Genomic DNA, 16,150 nt, shown 5'->3' on the forward strand with positions numbered 1-16,150 from the left:
ATGCGGATGTCGCCAGGGCGAACTACGCTAACCACAAGCGCAGCAACTGTGGTTACTTGTGTGCACCGTGTGTGCACCGGATTGGAGGGCCCGTGGCGGGCAAGAAGAAGGCGGGTCGACGCCGCGGGAACGGCGACGGAGGTCTCTACTGGATGGAGTCCCGGAAGCTGTGGCGCGCAGTCGTCGACAACGGCTTCACGCCCGACGGACGCCGCCGGCAGCTGTCCGCCACCGGCCGTACCGCGGAGATCGCGCGGGAGAAGCTGAAGGCGAAGCTCCACGAGATCGACGCGTTCGGTGCCCCGATCGACAAGACGAAGAAGGTCCAGGACTGGGGCGACCATTGGCTCGACGCCGTGACGAAGACGAAGCTGAAGCCGAACGCGCAGGCGTCCTACGAGTCGGTCACGCGGAACTGGATCTACCCCGTGCTCGGCCGCCGTGCGGTCGCGACGCTGAAGCCCTCCGACGTGCACGCGATGATCAAGAACGTGACCGACTCCGGCCGGTCGTCGTCGACCGCCCTGAAGGCGTACAACATCCTCTCCGGGATGCTCGAGGCGGCCCGCGTCGAAGGGCTCTGCGCTCGCAACGTCGCGAACGACGTCAAGCCACCGAAGGCCGCAGTCTCCACCCGCGGCGCTCTGTCCACCGAGGACGCGCTCCGCATCCTCAAGGTGGCCGCCGACAAGCCCGGGGGCGCTCGCTGGTGGGTCGCTCTGCTCGCCGGACTCAGGCAGTCCGAACGCATCGGGCAGCGCATCACATCCCTCAACCTCGACTCCGAGGTCCCCGAGCTCGCCGTCGAATGGCAGCTCGACGAGATCCCGTCCGAGCACGGATGCGCACGACGCGACGACGGCACATGGGAGTGCGGCAGGAAACGTGGCGCGGCCTGCCCCGAGAAGCGGTTCAAGATCCCGTACGGCTTCGAGTACCAGCACCTCGTCGGCCGGCTGTGCCTCATCCGCCCGAAGTCCGGCCGCCCACGGTACGTCCCGCTCATCCCGGCGCTCGCCGCAGCCCTCAGGTCCGACATCACGGCGGCGGCCGACAAGCCGAACCCGTACGGCCTCATCTGGCGTCACGACGACGGCAGTCCGATCCTGCCCGCGGAAGACCAGCAGGAGTGGCGCGACATCCTCTTCGAAGCTGGCCTGATCACGCAGGCGCAGCGTGCACCCGGATCCGACGTGCCGACGACGCACTGGGCACGGCACACGACCGCAACGGTCCTCATGGAGCTCGGCGTGGACGCGAAGATCATCGGCGAGATCGTCGGCCACCAGTCGGAGGCAGTGACCCGGCGCTACCAGCACGTCACGTCAGCGGCAGCGCGCGAGGCGATGGAACGGCTCGGATCCCACTTCGCGCTCACGGCCTAGGGTGATCGCGGGCGGCTCGTCGTGGTTCCCCCACCACGGCGAGCCGTTCGTCAATCTCGTGGGGTTGACGTGTCAACGACCACCCTGGTGGGTAGCGAATCGGCGCTCTGCACGGAGCCGGACCGCTCGAGCAGTCATCCGCTGCAGGCGGCGAGTCAGCATCGGGTACGCCGCCACGGCGTCCTCTCGCTTCACCAGCCGATTGAGGATCTGGAAGTAGCGCACCGGGGAGTACCCGAACGTCGTCCGGATCTCGGCTTCCTTGCGTCGATCGTTCCGAGGATGGTCCTGCTCGAAGTCCAGCAGCTGGATCTCCTGATCAGTCATCAGCTGGAGTCTCCCTCGGACTACCGACATGCCCGACCCCGCACGGCATGACGGCGGCACCCGGACCGGGCGCACGGGCAGCCGAGTCGCTACGGTATGAGGTGAGCGGCCGTCGGACGTACCCTCCGGCGGCCGCTCTTCGTGGCCACGCGGCTACTTCTTACCCGGGATCATCGGATCGTGTGTCTGCGGGAACAGGTGGCGTGTAATGACAAGCATCAACCCCACGATCTGTGCCACGCTACCGCCCGCCCATGTGCTGAGCACTACGGGGCTGGCCTTCCTACCCATGACGAACATGTAGACGATGATGCCGCCGACGCTCACGACAGCGACTGCAAGGACGATCGCGTACACCGTCCAGAAGAGAACGGGCCGCCATCGGGTGTTCTGCCCGGCCTGATCCGCGACCTCTTGCGCCTGCTTGTTGCGGGCTCGTTCGTACTGGTCGACCGGTGTCGAGGTTGGGTCGATCCGGACACCGTCGGCATCCCAGTCCGGTCCGAGCTCGTTCGACACGTCCGACCGCAGGTTTTCCTCAGGCTCGTCGCCGTAGCCGTCCGGGAGGTAATCGGGGTCCGGCTCCCAGTCGTCAGGCGGGTCCCCCAGGGCGTCACCGTCCGCCATAGGGCATGTTGAGCGCACGGAGCCGGTTGCGGATCGCTGGCTGCGACACCACGAAGTAGTCGGACAACTCCGCAACGCTGAGGCCGCGGTCGGCAGCCGTGATGAATTCGCGAGTAGGCATCAGCAGGTTCGCGGCGAAGTGCTCGGCGAACCACTCATGAGCGTCATTCGGTGTGGCGTTGCGGTGATCGACGAACGAGTACTCCTCGTCGCTCTGGCTCCTCCGCTCGAACCAATGCCCCAACTCGTGAGCACAGGTAAAGTTCTGTCGGAGTGGAGGTTCGTTGGCGTTGAGGAAGATCTCCGCCGGCTCGTTTTCCAGTTTGCGGATCATGCCCGACTGGTCCTCGGCGAGGTACGCCCGGTACACGTTCATGCCCAGATCCATCGCGATCCTGGCCGGGTTGACCGGGATCGTTCCGTCCCAGTAGTCGTCGAGGGCACGTTGAGCAGCCGCTCTTGCAACGTCCTTTACGAGCGCCACGGCCGTGCTCCCTCCCGCATCTCTGTCGTCTCCAACGCTAGCAGCGGCTCTTCTGTTCCATCCGCTACCGTGCCTCGAATCGCCGGACGGGGGCCCCTCGGCCCTGCGACGAGGTCGGTGTCAGTCGTCACACCAACACTTGCGTCTCATGGGATCTCGTCGTGCTGACCGCTTCCAGCCGCCCGAGCTCGCCACCCCGTACTCACTCTCCGACGAAGCGATCGGTGGACCGAGCAGAGGTGCTGGGCTCGCACCCATCCGCGCGTGGATCCAGTTACCGGACCTCCTGGTTCGAGTCGACGCTGTCGCCGTGTCCTGCACGCCCGACGCCGTCCTCGTCCGGTTCGAGTACGGAGGGCGCGCGCTCGAGGCATGGGTCTGGCGCGCCGCAGTGAAGCACCGTCCCGCCTCGGCCTGAACAGTGGCATCCGGTGTCAGTATCGTTCGAGAATCGTCCCCATGCCGCGTAGCAGTGACTTCTTGAACGAGAAGCAGGTTCGCGTCCTCACCTGGGTCGCGAACGGCGCACCGAAGGACGCTTACCCGCCCGGTGACTACGCGCATCGCATCACAGCGAAGGCGCTCGCGAGTCGCGGATTGGTGTCCATCGAGGGGCACGGAGCCTCCTGGCGTGCGACCGTGACCGAGGCGGGTGCAGCACGTGTTACTCAACTGACGCCCACCCTCGCAGAATCTTTGGGATCCGCGGACGACGCCGTCGCCGACCTACGCACCCGTCTCGACGCTGCTGGTGGCGACTTAGATGTCGATGGTCGCGAGGACGATGTGGACTACCCGAAGCTGGTCTGGCGGTTCAACAAGAGCGAGCATCGCCCCCGTGGCAAGGAGCTGCGCCTCACCTACCCAGACTGGCGGGATCGCAACAAGCTGCGGCTCGAGTATCGCGACTGGTTCTGGGACCTCGTCGAGGAGCCTCAAGTCGCGTCGGTGAAACCGGGCTTGCGACTCGGTCACCTAGCAAAGAGATTCCTCGAGGTGCGAGCGGACCAGTTCGTTACGAAGGAGTCCCTGCCCCGCGCAGCGCGGGTCATCGAAGCCATTGTTCGCCACGCCGAGAAGCAGGGCATGAAGGTGCGAGACCCGCGCGAGGTGGACGAGCGCAAGCAACGACACGGGGAGCACGCGCCGGGGTGGAGTGGACACGTGGAGCTCGATGCGCACGACACCGTCGTGCGCTTGCAGGTCCGAGAGATTGCCGGCCGCGGTGGCGAGCGATTCGATTACTACCGAGGCGGCGAGTTCGACCGCAAGCGATACGACGCCATCCAGAAGCTGCCGACGTGGCAGCGCAATCGCAACTACTGGTTCGTGCCGACCGGACGACTCGAGGTGCGCGTCTCAGGAGTGGGTGGAACGTTCGACGCGAGCAAGTGGCCCGACAAGAGGACCGTGCCTGTGGAGGATCGCCTGGGTGAGGTGTTCCGTTACATCGAAGTCCATCGACTCGAGGCGTTAGCAAGCAAACGTCGCGCTGAGGAGGCTGAGCAGCTCCGAGCGCGCCAGTGGGAGCAGGCGATGTCACGAGCGCGTGATCGCTTTCGGCTTCAGCAGCAGCGAGCGCTTGTACTCGAGCGCGCGAGCGCTTGGCGGCAGTACCAGGATCTCACTGACTTCGTCGGCGAGCTTCGTCGACGCGCAACACGCGGATCGGAAGAACTTGGGCGCTGGGTCGAGTTGGCGGAGAGCACGCTTGAGGAGCTCGACCCGTTCCGTGATCTCGCTGCTCCCGCGTTCGCCTCACCTAATCCGGACGACCTCCGGCCCTATTTGAACGGTTGGAGCCCGTACGGTCCGACCCGAGGGTGACTAGGCCGCCATCTCGCCGTGGTGCAGGTTCCACCACACACGGATCAGCCGCGTCGAAACGCCCAGCTCGAGGGACCACCGGGACGGGTCCGGCGACCACTTCATGAGGTCGACCAGCTCGTCGCGGTTGATCATGTTCTCCGCGGCGAATCGGTCGGCCATGACCTCATGCTTCGGCCGGTCGTCCCGGTGACCCAGGCACGCATGCCCGAGTTCATGCGCGAGCGCCGAGCGATCGTGCACACGGCGCAGCCGCTCCTGGATGAAGATGACCTTCCAGTCGGGCACCCAGAGCCCGGTGCCGGTGGTGAGCCGGCGGTGTACGACACGCAGCCCCAGGGCGTCCGCGTGGTCGTACGGGTCGTAGTTCAGCAACAGCTCCCCCTGATCCTTCCCCTACGGTGTGACGTCGTCCTCTTCGTCCGTCGTGCGGTCGTTGCCCGCCGCGAGGTCCATGTCCCGCTTGGTTGGTAGCGGGATGTCGCGAAGCTCATCATCGGAGAGCGCACCGACATCGACACCGCGCGCCGATGCGCGAGTCGGATGACTCGGGATGACGGGCCCGCTCCCCCAACCGGTCGTGTCGATCGGTTCCTCAAGGCGGATCCCGTCGTCCACGAAGAGAAGGCGTGCGTTCGGAACCGTCTCGTAGTTCGACAGCGTCTCTTCTGCTCGCTTGATCACCGCAGCGGTGTCCTCGCCCAGTGCCATGCACATGCCGTCGAGCTGGTCGAGATCGATCGGGCGGACGCCGCGGATCATCTTCGACAACTGTGACTGCGAGACGCCGATGGAAGCGGCCAGGTCCGCCTGCTTCACGCCGTGTTGGGCCATGAGTCCGCGGATGTTGGAGGCCACGAGCCTCGTCAAGTCACTGATGTCGTAGTTCGGCACGATCCTAATGGTGTCAGTTTTGACACGCCGTGTCCAATTTCGCACCTGTCGTAGTTCGAGTGGGTTACCGTAGTCCACATGAACTACGACGCTCCGAGCCGCAAGGTCTCCCGGTCAGTGCGGGCGCTTCTCGCTAGCCGCGGAGAGTCCATCACCAGCCTGTCGGCGGAGACCTTCATCGCCGAATCTACCCTCAAGCGCCGACTGCTCGGGCACTCGTCCTTCACGCTCGAGGAGGCCGGCTACATCGCCCACCACTTCGACGTGACGATCCACGACCTCCTGAACCCACCGTTCGAGGAGGGCCAGGACTCGACGGTCGCAGCGGACCGAGTGGCGGCCGCATCGTGACCGACCTGCTGATCTCCTACCCGCCCGAGCTCCTGCTCAAGAAGCACGTCGCGCACCTCCTCTCGACCTCGGAGTGGGGCGTCTCGCAGCTCGTCGCCCAGAAGAAGCTCATCCCGGTCGACGACGGCGGCAAGTGGCAGAAGTTCCGCCTCGACGACGTCCGCGCCTACATCCGAAGCCTGCCCGAGAAGCACTAGGCCCCCACCACCATCTCCGCCCCGTCAGCGCTCGCGCTGACCCGGGCACTACTCGTCGCGCCCACGGGCAGGCAGTCGCATCCGCTACCCGAGTCAGCCACGGGGAACCCGAGAGGCCGCGGATCGGCGCAACTCCACAGCGTCCGCCCCACCAGGGGCTGAGCGAGGCGCACACGGCACCCCATGGCCCGGACAACCCGTCGCCTCGCTCCCACCCGCACCAGAACGAACCGACTCACCGAACGGAGGTACCTCATGGCCGAGCACGCCCGAGAGTCCGACCCACCCACTTCCCACGCCGCGGTACCCGCGGCAGCGACCCGCGCTCGCATCGTCGAAGCGGTCGCCTACCTCTACACGATCCGCCCCATGCGCGACGACGAGCTCGTGGCCGAGTACGCAGCACGCCGCGAGCACATGCGGTGGCCCGACTGCGACCCCGAGTCCGTCCGGAAGCGCCGGAAGGACGTGCAGCGCCTCGACCCCCGCCTGCAGTGGCTCCGCGACGAGAAGTCCGCGAAGTCCGGCAAGACGGTCGGCGTCTACGGGTACACGGCGAGCGCCGCATGATCCGGCGTCTCGTTCAGGAGTCCGTACGCCTGACCCTCGTCCTCACCGTGATCGCCGCACTCGGCGTCGTCATGGTCGCCGTGTCGGCGCTCGCCGACTTCATCACCCACTGACCAGAGCGGCCGGCTCGTGCTGCAACACGAGCCGGCCGAAGCAAGGAGCCATCCTCATGCCCATCGTAGCCAGCCCCGCCCGCGCGCTCCGGCGCTCGAGGCAGCGGTACGCCCGCACCGCCACACTCACCGTCTGCAGCAACGTCCGCCGCGCGGCACGCTCGCAGCACATCGGCCCCCTCACGCTCGCCCGACGCGCCCGCATCAGCTTCGCCCGTACCCTCCGCATCTGGCTCGGCGTGCGGCCCATGGTCGTCGACCTGATGTGCGCCCAGATGGCGCTCGGGATGAGCGTCGCGGATGTGTTCGAGGGAACCCGCTGATGCCGTTCGTGCCGACGGCCGCGCAGCGCCGCAAGTACGCCGACTACGACGTGGTCGTGAAGGACGCGAAGACCCACCGCGTGCACGTCTCCGTGGACGACGGTGCCGTGGTCCGGTGGACCTGCGAGATCCACCGCTATCCCGACCGGAGGACGTTCGTCGTGTTCGTCTACCCGGGCGTCACCGACGAGGAGCGCACGTCCATCGAAGCGCTCGCCGCAGCGCTCCCCCGCGGCTGGTGGGCTCGGATGCCCGACCACTGGTTCCGACGGAGGCACCGCACCACCGGCCGGATCTTCTTCTGGCAGAAGCGGGGCGACGAAGCGCCGGACCCCTTCGCGCAGCTCGAGCTCGAGCTGATGATCGACGCGACGTCGGAGGTGACCCGATGACGGACAACGAGATCGTCGCGCAGCAGTGGGTGTCCGCGATCGACCGACGGACCCGCTGATGCCCGCCCGCCCGCTGTCGACCTTCCAGTCCGAGGGCTGGACCCGCCCGCACCGTGCCCGCGCCGAGCACTACTTCCGGCCGCAGCTCGCCCTCGCGGCGGAGTCGGACGCCCCGCTCGGCTCGGTGTGCGGCCGGTATCTGTCCGGTCATGGCATCCGCCCGGTGCTCACACCGACTGCCACCCGCACCGCGTGTCAGGTCTGCGCGCAGCGCGTGTGGGCGCAGCTGCTCGCCCCGCAGAGCGAGTCGTGGTTCGCAGGTGACCCGACAGCCGAAGACCTGCTCCGGGAGATCGTCACGCGCATCGACGAGGCGCGCTACGTCAACGACACCGACAGCACGAGCCCGTGGCGCAACGACTCCGTCCTCGACCTGCTCGCGCACCTGCGCCAGCCCTACACCGACGCCAACTCCACCGGCTCCACCGCCCAGAAGGGACAACACGCATGAGCACCACCGACAACAAGCCCCAGCCCGACAGCAGCCACTTCACGCCGATCGTGCCGAAGCCGCCGATCAGCACCACGCCGAACACGCCCCTCGACGCGATCAAGGCGGCGTATCTCCGAGTCAACGAGCAGACCGGCATGGTCCTCGACAGGCTGCTCGGAGCAGAGGGAGCGAACGAGGACGCCGAGGAGATCAGCTACCTCGACATGCTCCGCTACGACCTCGCACGCCTCGTGTGCGAACAGCTCGGACTCGACATTCCCGACCGCACCTGGGTTCCCACCCGTGAGAGCGTCCCCCAGCTCTTCCAGTACGACAACGGCGACCCCGTGTTCTCGCGGGTCCCCATCGCCAACGGAATCCACGTCCACATCTGGCCCCGCTTCGACACCGAGGAAGCCATGCAGGCCATGGTCGCCTACGCCGTCCGCCTCGCGTACCGCCCGAAGCAGGAAGCGAGCCCCACCGCATGAGCCACGTCGTCATCACCAGCCACCTGTCAGCGGGCGCTCGCGAAGCGCTCGCCGACTTGCTCTCGGCAGGCGTCGAAGCAGGCAACGCGCTCGACACCAGCTCCGGCCGGTGGACGCGCGACGATGCGATTGACGCATGCCACGAGCTCGCACGAGCTGGGTACGGAACGGTCGACGGAGGCGACTTCCACCTGAATTTCGAGGTCGTCGACTTCTCTCCCGCGACGCTCCCCACGGACCTGCTCGACGACCTCGTTCCGGCGCTCGCCGCAGTCACCGACATGGTCGACACCGCGAACCGTGTGCGCACGCCAGAGGACCCCGACGGGCCTGCGAACGCTCTCGGCATCCGTCCGTTCAGCATCCTCTTCGCCCTGCAGACAGTCCTGCAGCTCGCCGTGCACGACCTCCGGGGAGACATCCCGTCTGCGCCCGCGGCAGCACAGTTCCCGTACGTCGCCGCGTTGCTCGCCAGGCAGGTGCTGAGGGAGGTCGCCGCGTGACAGGCGTCCCGGAGAGCGAGACCACCGCACACGACTTCGTCATGGTCCGCGCTGCCCTCGTGCAGCGCCTCGGGGGCGCGAACAACGCCCTCGTGTGGACGCGCATCCACTTCCGCATCGCGGACGGATCACAGCGCTACGTGGACGACGACGGGATCGCCTGGTGGCGAGCGTCCAACGAGCAGATCGGCGAGGAAGTCGGTCTCACCGCAGACCAGGTCTACAAGGCCACGACCGCGATGCGGAGGGCAGGATTCCTCGAATCGACCGAGCACCGGCTGGGAGGTAATTACGACCGGACGCAGTCCTGGCGCGCTGTGGTTGACCGTGACGGAGTCGAGTCCGTCGATCGACGGAATGGAGCACGTCGATCGACGATCATGACGCCGTCGATCGACGATCAGGACACCGTCGATCGACGGGATGTTCCTTCTACTGAAGACATGACTTCTTCGTCGGAAGTCGCTGACGCGACTCCCCGACCCGACGTCCTTCAGATCATCGAAGCGCTCGAGCAGGCGATCGAAGCGAACGGCGGCAAGAAGCCAGCCCGGACGAAGAAGAACCTCGACGCCGCCCGTCTCCTGCTGGACCGCGACGAGCACACCGTCGACCAGGTGCTCCGCGCGATCCGCTGGGCCACGAACGACCCCTTCTGGCGGGCGAACATCCTCTCGATGTCGAAGCTCCGCGAGAAGTACGACCAGCTGCGGCTGAACGCCATGCGCGACCACCCGCAGATGAGCAAGCAGCCCGCCTACGCGGGCCGACAGGAATACACCCCACCGGAATGATGAACGACACCAACGACATCCAGTGGGCCGAGCTCGCCGTGACGGGCGCGGTCATGCACACCCAGGGACGAGCGCTCGACCGCATCGCGGTCACCGGGCGCGACTTCCGCGACAAGCGCCACGGCGACGTGTTCGACCTGCTGCGCCTCCGCCACGAGCAGGGCCTGCCGGTCGACCACATCACCATGCTGACGATCCCCGGCATCGACATCGCCTACGTCGACCAGGCGTACGAGGCCGGCTGGGCGCACGCCGTCGTCGAGACCCACGCCGAGACCGTCGCCACGCACGCGCTCCGCCGTCGCCTGCACGACGTCGGGCTTCGACTGCAGAGCATCGGCGGGGACGTCGACCAGGCGCAGATCCGTGAGCTCGCCTACGGGCTGCTGGACGACGCGATGGGCGCGACCGCATCGAAGGTCGCGTACCTCGAGGACATCGTCGAGGAGACCGTCCAGTACATGACCGAGCAGGCGCAGTTCGTGCCCACGCCCTGGCCGAAGCTCAACCAGATGATCGGCGGCCTCCGCCCGGGCGCGCTGTACGTCTTCGGCGCGCGCCCCGGCGTCGGGAAGACCGTCGTGGCTCAGAACCTCGCACAGTGCCTCGCGCAGCACGGCGGGGTGTCGTTCTCGTCGCTCGAGATGGGCCGCTACGAGCTCCACCAGCGGTTCATCGCGGCGAACAGCGACATCACCCTCTACCGGATGAAGAACGGCCGGCTCACCGAGCGCGACGTCGACACCATCCGCACAAACCGCACACGGGTCTCGCCCCGCGTCGCGATCGACGACCGCTCGTCCGTGGGCCTCGCGGAGATCCGCCAGCACGCACGACAGGTCGCGCACGACGGCGGACTGTCGGGGATCATCGTCGACTACCTGCAGCTCATGGAGGGCGCTCCGGGCACGAGCCGCCAGGAGACCGTCGCGTCGTTCTCCCGCGGCCTGAAGATCCTCGCCCGGGACCTCCACGTCCCCGTCATCGCCCTGTCGCAGCTCAACCGCAACAGCGAGGCCACTCTGTCCGGGCAGCCGAAGCTCTCGGACCTCCGCGAGTCCGGCGCGATCGAGCAGGACGCCGACCTCGTCGTCCTGCTGCACCGCGAGCGTGACCCGCAGACGCAGACGCTCAACGAGTTCGACATCACCCTCGACGTCGCGAAGAACCGCCACGGCGAGACCGGCATCATCCGCCTGCAGTGGGACGGCACCCACTCGCAGGTCACCGACCCATCCGCGCCTCGCGCGGCCTGACGAGAGGGACAGCAGCCCATGACCGAACACACGCAGACGCCGACCCGCGAGCAGATCGAGAGCGCGGTCGGCGCGGTGCTCTTCAACGTCCGGAACTTCCCCGAGGCAGCGCAGCGGCACCTCCTCGGCCGGGACATGTCACCGCTCCGCCGGAAGCTCACTGACGCGGTCTCCGAACTGCTCTCGGATCCGTCTCCGAGCGAAGAACGCGTCCCTCTGGAAGCGCTCCGCGCTGCTCGTGACGCCGCAGCAACCCGGGAGCGTGACGCGCAGGCGCGGTACTACGCCAGCGACTGCACCGAGGGGTGGCAGGAGTACACCGCAGCGATCAGCGCGCACTACGCGGCCGACGCCGCGTACTCAACCGCCATCGCCAAGCGGCACAACCTCCTGACCGGACACGTCGTCCTGCACTGCAGCGAGTGCGGCGCACCGGTCGACACACCGTCCAACGTCCGCAGGGGCGAGTCCATGACCGTCCTCTGCCCGGAGCACGAGTGATCCCGAAGGTCTCCGACTGCGCCGACTGCGGCGACACGACCACGAACCGATGGCTGTGCACCTCGTGCGAAGGATCCAACCCTCCACCCGACACCTTCCGCGGTGTCGCAACCAGCGAGATGCCATGAGCTGCCGCAAGCGGAAGTACCGAGACCGCGTCTCCGCCCTCATGGCGCTCGCCGAAGTCCGACACCGCGACAGCTCGCACCGGCCGAAGACCGAGCGCCGCGCCTACCACTGCCCCAACTGCCACCGATGGCACCTCACGTCGAAAGGACCCACACCACGTGACTGACACCACCACCCGCCCCGCCGCTGACCGGCCCGAGGTACCCGCTGCCCGCGGCTACTTCAGCGAGCTCTTCTACACACGAGCACGACACGCGCTACACAGCGCGCCCGAGCTGATCGAGCACATCGTCGCGATCACACCCATGAAGTCCGGGCAGACCGAAGGCGACGGCGTGCACGTGAAGCGCACCGACGCGCCCCTGCCGATGAACGAGGCCGCGTTCAGCGCCGCGAACGAGCTCTACGCCAGGCTCGCGCACTGGGCGATCCACTGGGCCCAGGTGCTGCGCATCCAGGCACCAGGCCCCGCAGCGCGCGCCTGGCGCAACGGGCACGGGAACATTGTCGGCCTCCCGTCGGGGATCAGTCCGCAGGAGGCGCGCTACCAGTCCGGGATCCTGGCGACGTGGCTGACGCTGCACCTCGAGTCCATCTGCTGGCAGACGCCCGACGACGTCGCGTACTTCGCACGAGAGCTGAGCGAGGTCCACCAGGCTGCAGCGCAGTGGCCCCGGCAGCTGCAGGCTCGGTACACCGACGTCAGCTGCACACAGCCCGGATGCTCGGGCCGCCTCGCGCTGTACCCAGTCGACCGCTTCGGCGGCGAGGCACAGATCCAGTGCGACACCTGCCACACCCAGTGGACGCAGGCCGAGTACGACGACGAGGTGAGGCAGCGCACCGCCGACGGAGCGGCGAAGCGGAAGGCGGATCGGGTGCAGGCCCGCCTCGCGAAGAAGTACCTGCCCGACGCAGGGGTGTTCCCGTTGTTCAAGGGCACCGTCGGCGGCAAGGTGCGACACGACACACAGAAGGGTGCTTGACACGGACGCCGTCGCGCGGCGCTATACTGTCCGTGACATCGCATGCCCGCCCGGAAACGGCGCGGGCATTCGCCGTTAAGCGGCCCGGTGACCGACGCAGATGGCGGCGACGCTCACCGGGCACATGCGCCCCTAGCTGTACTGCCCAGGGACGTTGGTTGTGTTGCGACGACTCGCTGTAGTCGTTGGGATGTGAGAAGGACCTCCTGCAGTGGAGTGGAGCTGTCTAGTTCACACACTCTCCGCAGGAGGTCCTCGTGTCCCACGCTAACGCTGCCCTGACACCACGCCAACGCCTCCGGATAGGTCGTCTGATCGTCGATGACGGCTGGCCAGTCCGGCACGCAGCCCTGTTCTTCCACGTGTCCTGGCCGACCGCGAAGCGCTGGGCCGACCGGTATGCGGCCATGGGCGCCGAGGGCATGCATGACCGCTCGTCCCGTCCGCACCGGTCCCCGAACCGCACCCGCCCTGAGCTGGTGAAGAAGGTCGTCGCACTTCGCTGGCGAAAGCGCCTCGGTCCCGTTGGGATCGGCGGGCAACTCGGCATGCCGGCCTCGACAGTGCACGCCGTGCTGACCCGCTGTCGGGTGAACCGGCTGCACCACATCGACATCCGCACCGGCGAACTCGTGCGCCGTTACGAGCACGAACGTCCGGGCGCGATGATCCACGTCGACGTGAAGAAACTCGGCAACATCCCCGATGGCGGCGGCTGGCGCTACGTCGGCCGACAGCAAGGTGGGCGGAACCGGTCAGCAACGCCCGGTAAGGGCCGCAGCAAGCATCGCGGCCCGCTGATCGGGACCGCGTTCGTGCACACCGTGATCGATGACCACTCCCGCGTCGCTTACGCCGAGATCCACGACGACGAGAAAGCAGCGACCGCGATCGGGGTGCTACGGCGGGCCGTGTCGTGGTTCGCCGCACGCGGTGTCCGGGTGGAGCGGGTCCTCTCCGACAACGGCTCTGCCTACAAGTCCCACGCCTGGCGCGAGGCCTGCACTGAGCTGGAGATCACGCCGAAGAAGACCCGCCCCTATCGGCCGCAGACCAACGGGAAGATCGAACGCTTCCACCGCACCCTCGCCGACGGGTGGGCGTTCTCACGGCACTACCCGACCGAGCACGCCCGCCGGAACGCCCTCCCGGCATGGCTGCATCACTACAATCACCACCGGCCCCACACCGCCATCGGGAACCGGTCACCGATCACTCGGTTGACCAACCTCCCTGGGCAGTACACCTAGCTCAGCGGAAGAGCAACGAGCTTCTACCTCGTAGCGCCGGAGTTCGAATCTCCGGGGGCGTGCCGCACAGGACCACACACAGCGCTGGCTCCGCGCTCGTGGCCGGACCGATCCTCCGAGGGCACCGGGTAGCCGATCGGATCACACCGTGCCGGGTGGGCAGTCGAGGGATGGGAACGCCCGTCCGCCTGCCCACTCGGCGCGCCCAGCACTTCCCCGTCGACCGACTGACACACCGGGCTGCAGCAGTGCGAGCCACGGGGAATCCTCATCGGAGGCAACATGCGTGACCCTCGCGACAACACCGTCGCCGTCATCATCATCTGCGTCCTCATCACCATCATCGCCGGCATCAGCGTCTTCCTCGTAACCGCTCCCGCCCTGTAGTCCGAGAGGATCCACCGTGCAGTGCTTCGACGAAACAGTGCCCGCCAACGTGCAGAACTCGGACGGATCGATCAGCGGTCCGGAAGACGGCTCGTACGCGCCCATGGACGTCGACTGCATCAGGTGCGCCAGCAGCGTCGCCAACCTGCCCGACAGCAAGCTGACCCACGAGCAGTTCCACGACCGCGTGGAACCCACGCAGGACTGAGCGAGCACTCGATGCCGTGGCACACCAGCGACCGGCGGCTCCGGCTACCGAGCAACTGGCAGGAGATCAGGCGTCAGGTGCGCACTCGAGCCCGCGGACTGTGTGAAGCCGAGCACCACGAGCCGGACTGCGACGGCATCGGCACGGACGCCGACCACCTCGTGATGGGCGACAACCACAGCATGGACAACCTGCAGTGGCTGTCTGGCCCGTGCCACAAGGCGAAGACCGCACGCGAGTCCGCTGCCCGCAACACCACGAACGCGCAGCTCCGACGCAGACCGCAGGAGCCGCACCCCGGCATGAAGCGATGACAGGCGAGGGATCGGACATGCGCACAGCAGCAGCAGCGGACGAGCCGCACGGGTTCGCCAACGGCGGGGTGATCAGTGGCGAGGCAATCGCATCCGGAGCGATCACATCTCGTGACCTGGCGGCATGCGTCATCAGAGGCGAGCACATCATCGCAGGCACCGTGACCGCATCCCGCATCGGAGCGGGCACCATCACCGCGGCCACGCTGCACCACCCCGACCAGCCCGAGAGTGAGTAGCGATGCCCGCGGTCAAGATCACCATGCCCGTCGGCGGACACGACGCGGGCGACACAGTCGAGGTCACACGCGGAGCAGCTGACTACCTCACCGCCAGCGGGTACGCTGAGCAGACCACTGCAGCCCAGCCCAAGCGGACGAGGCGAGCCAAGCCGAAGCCCAAGGACGACGGCCAGGCCAGTGAGCAGGCACCCGAGGGCGTCCAAGCCCCGGAGTGAATGTACTAGTACATCGAGGTCGAGCGTGAACAGCCCCTCGGATTTGTACTAGTACATCGGGTGGGGGGCGACTCCCCCGCGTCGCGGAGCGAAAACCGCCGGATAGCAATTCCGATCCTGCGTGCACCGTCTCTCTGTTTTTCCGGCAGAGAAAGCCCTGGTCAGACCCGGAATTGGTCGATTTCGCGGGCCGATCCCTCGTCTGTGCGGCCCCAACCGGTGCCGCTACTCCCCTTTGTTTCCGGGGATTATCCGTTTCACCCGGTACACTGGTCCCATGACGACCAGCAGCTGCGGAGAGTGCGGTTCCTCCCTGCTGCTGATGCGCGCAGGGGCCCGATTCTGCTCGCCGAACTGCCGCCTCAAGGCTCACCGACGAGCCCGGAACGCCGGCAACCTGCCCGTCGAGATGAAGTCGCGGCCGCGGTTCGTGCGCTTCACGAAGACGAAGCGCCCCGTCACGACCACCGGCCGGTCGGCGTCATCGACGAACCCGGGCACGTGGTCGTCGCATGCGGATGCTGTGGCGTCGTCGAAGGGCGAGGGCATCGGGTTCGTGCTGGGCGACGGAATCGGCTGCATCGACCTCGACCACTGCCTGGTCGACGGCGACCTCGCTGACTGGGCCCGTCAGGTGCTGGCCGACAACCCCGGCACCTACGTCGAGGTGTCCCGATCCGGCGAGGGCTTGCACGTGTTCGGCTTGCTGCCTGAGGGGCCGGGGCGGAACGTGCGCGACGGAGTGCGAGCGATCGAGTGGTACTCGGTCGGTCGGTACATCGCACTCACGGGCAGGCGCTTCCGCGGCGCTCCCCTGCAGCTGGCACCACTCGTCGTGCCGGCGTTGTAACCGCGCCCCGGTGGCGCACGTTCGCGTCCCCGGAGGACACC

The 16,150-nt window shown here is 67.3% G+C and carries 25 protein-coding genes; 20 read left to right on the forward strand and 5 right to left on the reverse strand.

The annotated features are described in order from the left end of the window. Positions 1 to 92 precede the first annotated feature (92 nt). On the forward strand, positions 93 to 1,385 hold the full coding sequence (locus DEI88_RS13880; protein WP_258375155.1) for a tyrosine-type recombinase/integrase: 1,293 nt from the start codon (positions 93 to 95) through the stop codon (positions 1,383 to 1,385). A gap of 72 nt (positions 1,386 to 1,457) precedes the next feature. On the opposite strand, the gene DEI88_RS13885 is transcribed toward DEI88_RS13880, so the two are convergent. From DEI88_RS13885 to DEI88_RS13895, 3 genes are all read right to left on the reverse strand, one after another. Continuing rightward, positions 1,458 to 1,712, reverse strand: coding sequence for a DUF3263 domain-containing protein (locus DEI88_RS13885; RefSeq protein WP_258375156.1), 255 nt, complete (start codon positions 1,710 to 1,712; stop codon positions 1,458 to 1,460). Between the two features lie 153 nt (positions 1,713 to 1,865). Next, positions 1,866 to 2,339 (reverse strand): hypothetical protein, encoded by a 474-nt coding sequence (locus DEI88_RS13890; protein ID WP_111072566.1) that lies wholly within the window; start codon positions 2,337 to 2,339, stop codon positions 1,866 to 1,868. Then, a complete protein-coding gene (locus DEI88_RS13895; protein WP_146246103.1) occupies positions 2,326 to 2,823 on the reverse strand; it encodes an ImmA/IrrE family metallo-endopeptidase in 498 nt (165 codons plus the stop codon). Before DEI88_RS13895 ends, DEI88_RS13890 begins: the two co-directional genes overlap by 14 nt. Before the next feature lie 459 nt (positions 2,824 to 3,282). Between DEI88_RS13895 and DEI88_RS13900 the strand changes: the two genes are divergently transcribed. Next, positions 3,283 to 4,650 (forward strand): hypothetical protein, encoded by a 1,368-nt coding sequence (locus tag DEI88_RS13900; RefSeq protein ID WP_146246104.1) that lies wholly within the window; start codon positions 3,283 to 3,285, stop codon positions 4,648 to 4,650. Here the strand turns inward: DEI88_RS13900 and DEI88_RS13905 are convergent, their stop codons facing one another. Continuing rightward, entirely contained in the window at positions 4,651 to 5,025 is a 375-nt protein-coding gene (locus DEI88_RS13905) for an ImmA/IrrE family metallo-endopeptidase (RefSeq protein WP_181441277.1), read from the reverse strand. A gap of 21 nt (positions 5,026 to 5,046) precedes the next feature. Continuing rightward, on the reverse strand, positions 5,047 to 5,544 hold the full coding sequence (locus DEI88_RS13910; RefSeq protein WP_111072571.1) for a helix-turn-helix domain-containing protein: 498 nt from the start codon (positions 5,542 to 5,544) through the stop codon (positions 5,047 to 5,049). A gap of 78 nt (positions 5,545 to 5,622) precedes the next feature. Here DEI88_RS13910 and DEI88_RS13915 point away from each other — a divergent pair, with 78 nt between their 5' ends. The 18 genes from DEI88_RS13915 (at position 5,623) to DEI88_RS14000 (ending at position 16,109) form a co-directional block, all read left to right on the forward strand. Then, entirely contained in the window at positions 5,623 to 5,895 is a 273-nt protein-coding gene (locus DEI88_RS13915; RefSeq protein WP_146246105.1) for a helix-turn-helix transcriptional regulator, read from the forward strand. Then, a complete protein-coding gene (locus tag DEI88_RS13920) occupies positions 5,892 to 6,092 on the forward strand; it encodes a hypothetical protein (RefSeq protein ID WP_111072573.1) in 201 nt (66 codons plus the stop codon). Before DEI88_RS13915 ends, DEI88_RS13920 begins: the two co-directional genes overlap by 4 nt. Positions 6,093 to 6,347: 255 nt before the next feature. Next, positions 6,348 to 6,662, forward strand: a complete 315-nt coding sequence (locus DEI88_RS13925) for a hypothetical protein (RefSeq protein WP_111072574.1) — start codon at positions 6,348 to 6,350, stop codon at positions 6,660 to 6,662. Between the two features lie 169 nt (positions 6,663 to 6,831). Next, complete coding sequence (locus tag DEI88_RS13930) at positions 6,832 to 7,098, forward strand: hypothetical protein (RefSeq protein ID WP_111072575.1); 267 nt, start codon at positions 6,832 to 6,834, stop codon at positions 7,096 to 7,098. Next, the gene (locus tag DEI88_RS13935; protein WP_111072576.1) at positions 7,098 to 7,490 is read left to right on the forward strand and encodes a hypothetical protein; all 393 of its coding nucleotides are present in this window, start codon (positions 7,098 to 7,100) and stop codon (positions 7,488 to 7,490) included. Before DEI88_RS13930 ends, DEI88_RS13935 begins: the two co-directional genes overlap by 1 nt. 58 nt (positions 7,491 to 7,548) lie before the next feature. Next, positions 7,549 to 8,001, forward strand: a complete 453-nt coding sequence (locus DEI88_RS13940; RefSeq protein WP_146246106.1) for a hypothetical protein — start codon at positions 7,549 to 7,551, stop codon at positions 7,999 to 8,001. Next, complete coding sequence (locus tag DEI88_RS13945) at positions 7,998 to 8,474, forward strand: hypothetical protein (RefSeq protein WP_111072578.1); 477 nt, start codon at positions 7,998 to 8,000, stop codon at positions 8,472 to 8,474. Before DEI88_RS13940 ends, DEI88_RS13945 begins: the two co-directional genes overlap by 4 nt. Continuing rightward, complete coding sequence (locus DEI88_RS13950; RefSeq protein ID WP_111072579.1) at positions 8,471 to 8,977, forward strand: hypothetical protein; 507 nt, start codon at positions 8,471 to 8,473, stop codon at positions 8,975 to 8,977. Before DEI88_RS13945 ends, DEI88_RS13950 begins: the two co-directional genes overlap by 4 nt. Further along, positions 8,974 to 9,771 (forward strand): phage replication protein O, encoded by a 798-nt coding sequence (locus DEI88_RS13955; protein ID WP_111072580.1) that lies wholly within the window; start codon positions 8,974 to 8,976, stop codon positions 9,769 to 9,771. The genes DEI88_RS13950 and DEI88_RS13955 overlap by 4 nt, the downstream gene beginning before the upstream one ends. Next, the gene (locus DEI88_RS13960) at positions 9,771 to 11,027 is read left to right on the forward strand and encodes a replicative DNA helicase (protein ID WP_181441278.1); all 1,257 of its coding nucleotides are present in this window, start codon (positions 9,771 to 9,773) and stop codon (positions 11,025 to 11,027) included. The genes DEI88_RS13955 and DEI88_RS13960 overlap by 1 nt, the downstream gene beginning before the upstream one ends. 18 nt (positions 11,028 to 11,045) lie before the next feature. Then, positions 11,046 to 11,528 carry a hypothetical protein gene (locus tag DEI88_RS13965; RefSeq protein ID WP_111072582.1) on the forward strand — a complete coding sequence of 161 codons (483 nt, stop codon included), beginning with the start codon at positions 11,046 to 11,048 and terminating at the stop codon, positions 11,526 to 11,528. Between the two features lie 287 nt (positions 11,529 to 11,815). Continuing rightward, a complete protein-coding gene (locus tag DEI88_RS13970) occupies positions 11,816 to 12,643 on the forward strand; it encodes a hypothetical protein (protein ID WP_111072583.1) in 828 nt (275 codons plus the stop codon). A gap of 257 nt (positions 12,644 to 12,900) precedes the next feature. Further along, a complete protein-coding gene (locus DEI88_RS13975) occupies positions 12,901 to 13,893 on the forward strand; it encodes an IS481 family transposase (protein WP_284183510.1) in 993 nt (330 codons plus the stop codon). Positions 13,894 to 14,296: 403 nt separating this feature from the next. Continuing rightward, positions 14,297 to 14,488, forward strand: coding sequence for a hypothetical protein (locus DEI88_RS13980; RefSeq protein WP_146246046.1), 192 nt, complete (start codon positions 14,297 to 14,299; stop codon positions 14,486 to 14,488). Positions 14,489 to 14,565: 77 nt separating this feature from the next. Next, a complete protein-coding gene (locus tag DEI88_RS13985; RefSeq protein WP_146246047.1) occupies positions 14,566 to 14,802 on the forward strand; it encodes an HNH endonuclease in 237 nt (78 codons plus the stop codon). Between the two features lie 17 nt (positions 14,803 to 14,819). Then, positions 14,820 to 15,041: a hypothetical protein gene (locus tag DEI88_RS13990; RefSeq protein WP_146246048.1), complete on the forward strand. Its 222-nt coding sequence runs from the start codon at positions 14,820 to 14,822 to the stop codon at positions 15,039 to 15,041. 2 nt (positions 15,042 to 15,043) lie between these two features. Further along, positions 15,044 to 15,259: a hypothetical protein gene (locus tag DEI88_RS13995; protein WP_111071773.1), complete on the forward strand. Its 216-nt coding sequence runs from the start codon at positions 15,044 to 15,046 to the stop codon at positions 15,257 to 15,259. 277 nt (positions 15,260 to 15,536) lie between these two features. Beyond that, positions 15,537 to 16,109, forward strand: a complete 573-nt coding sequence (locus DEI88_RS14000) for a bifunctional DNA primase/polymerase (RefSeq protein WP_111071774.1) — start codon at positions 15,537 to 15,539, stop codon at positions 16,107 to 16,109. The last annotated feature ends 41 nt before the right edge of the window (positions 16,110 to 16,150 follow it).

It is taken from the genome of Curtobacterium sp. MCBD17_003, assembly GCF_003234885.2.
Taxonomy (GTDB): Bacteria; Actinomycetota; Actinomycetes; order Actinomycetales; family Microbacteriaceae; genus Curtobacterium.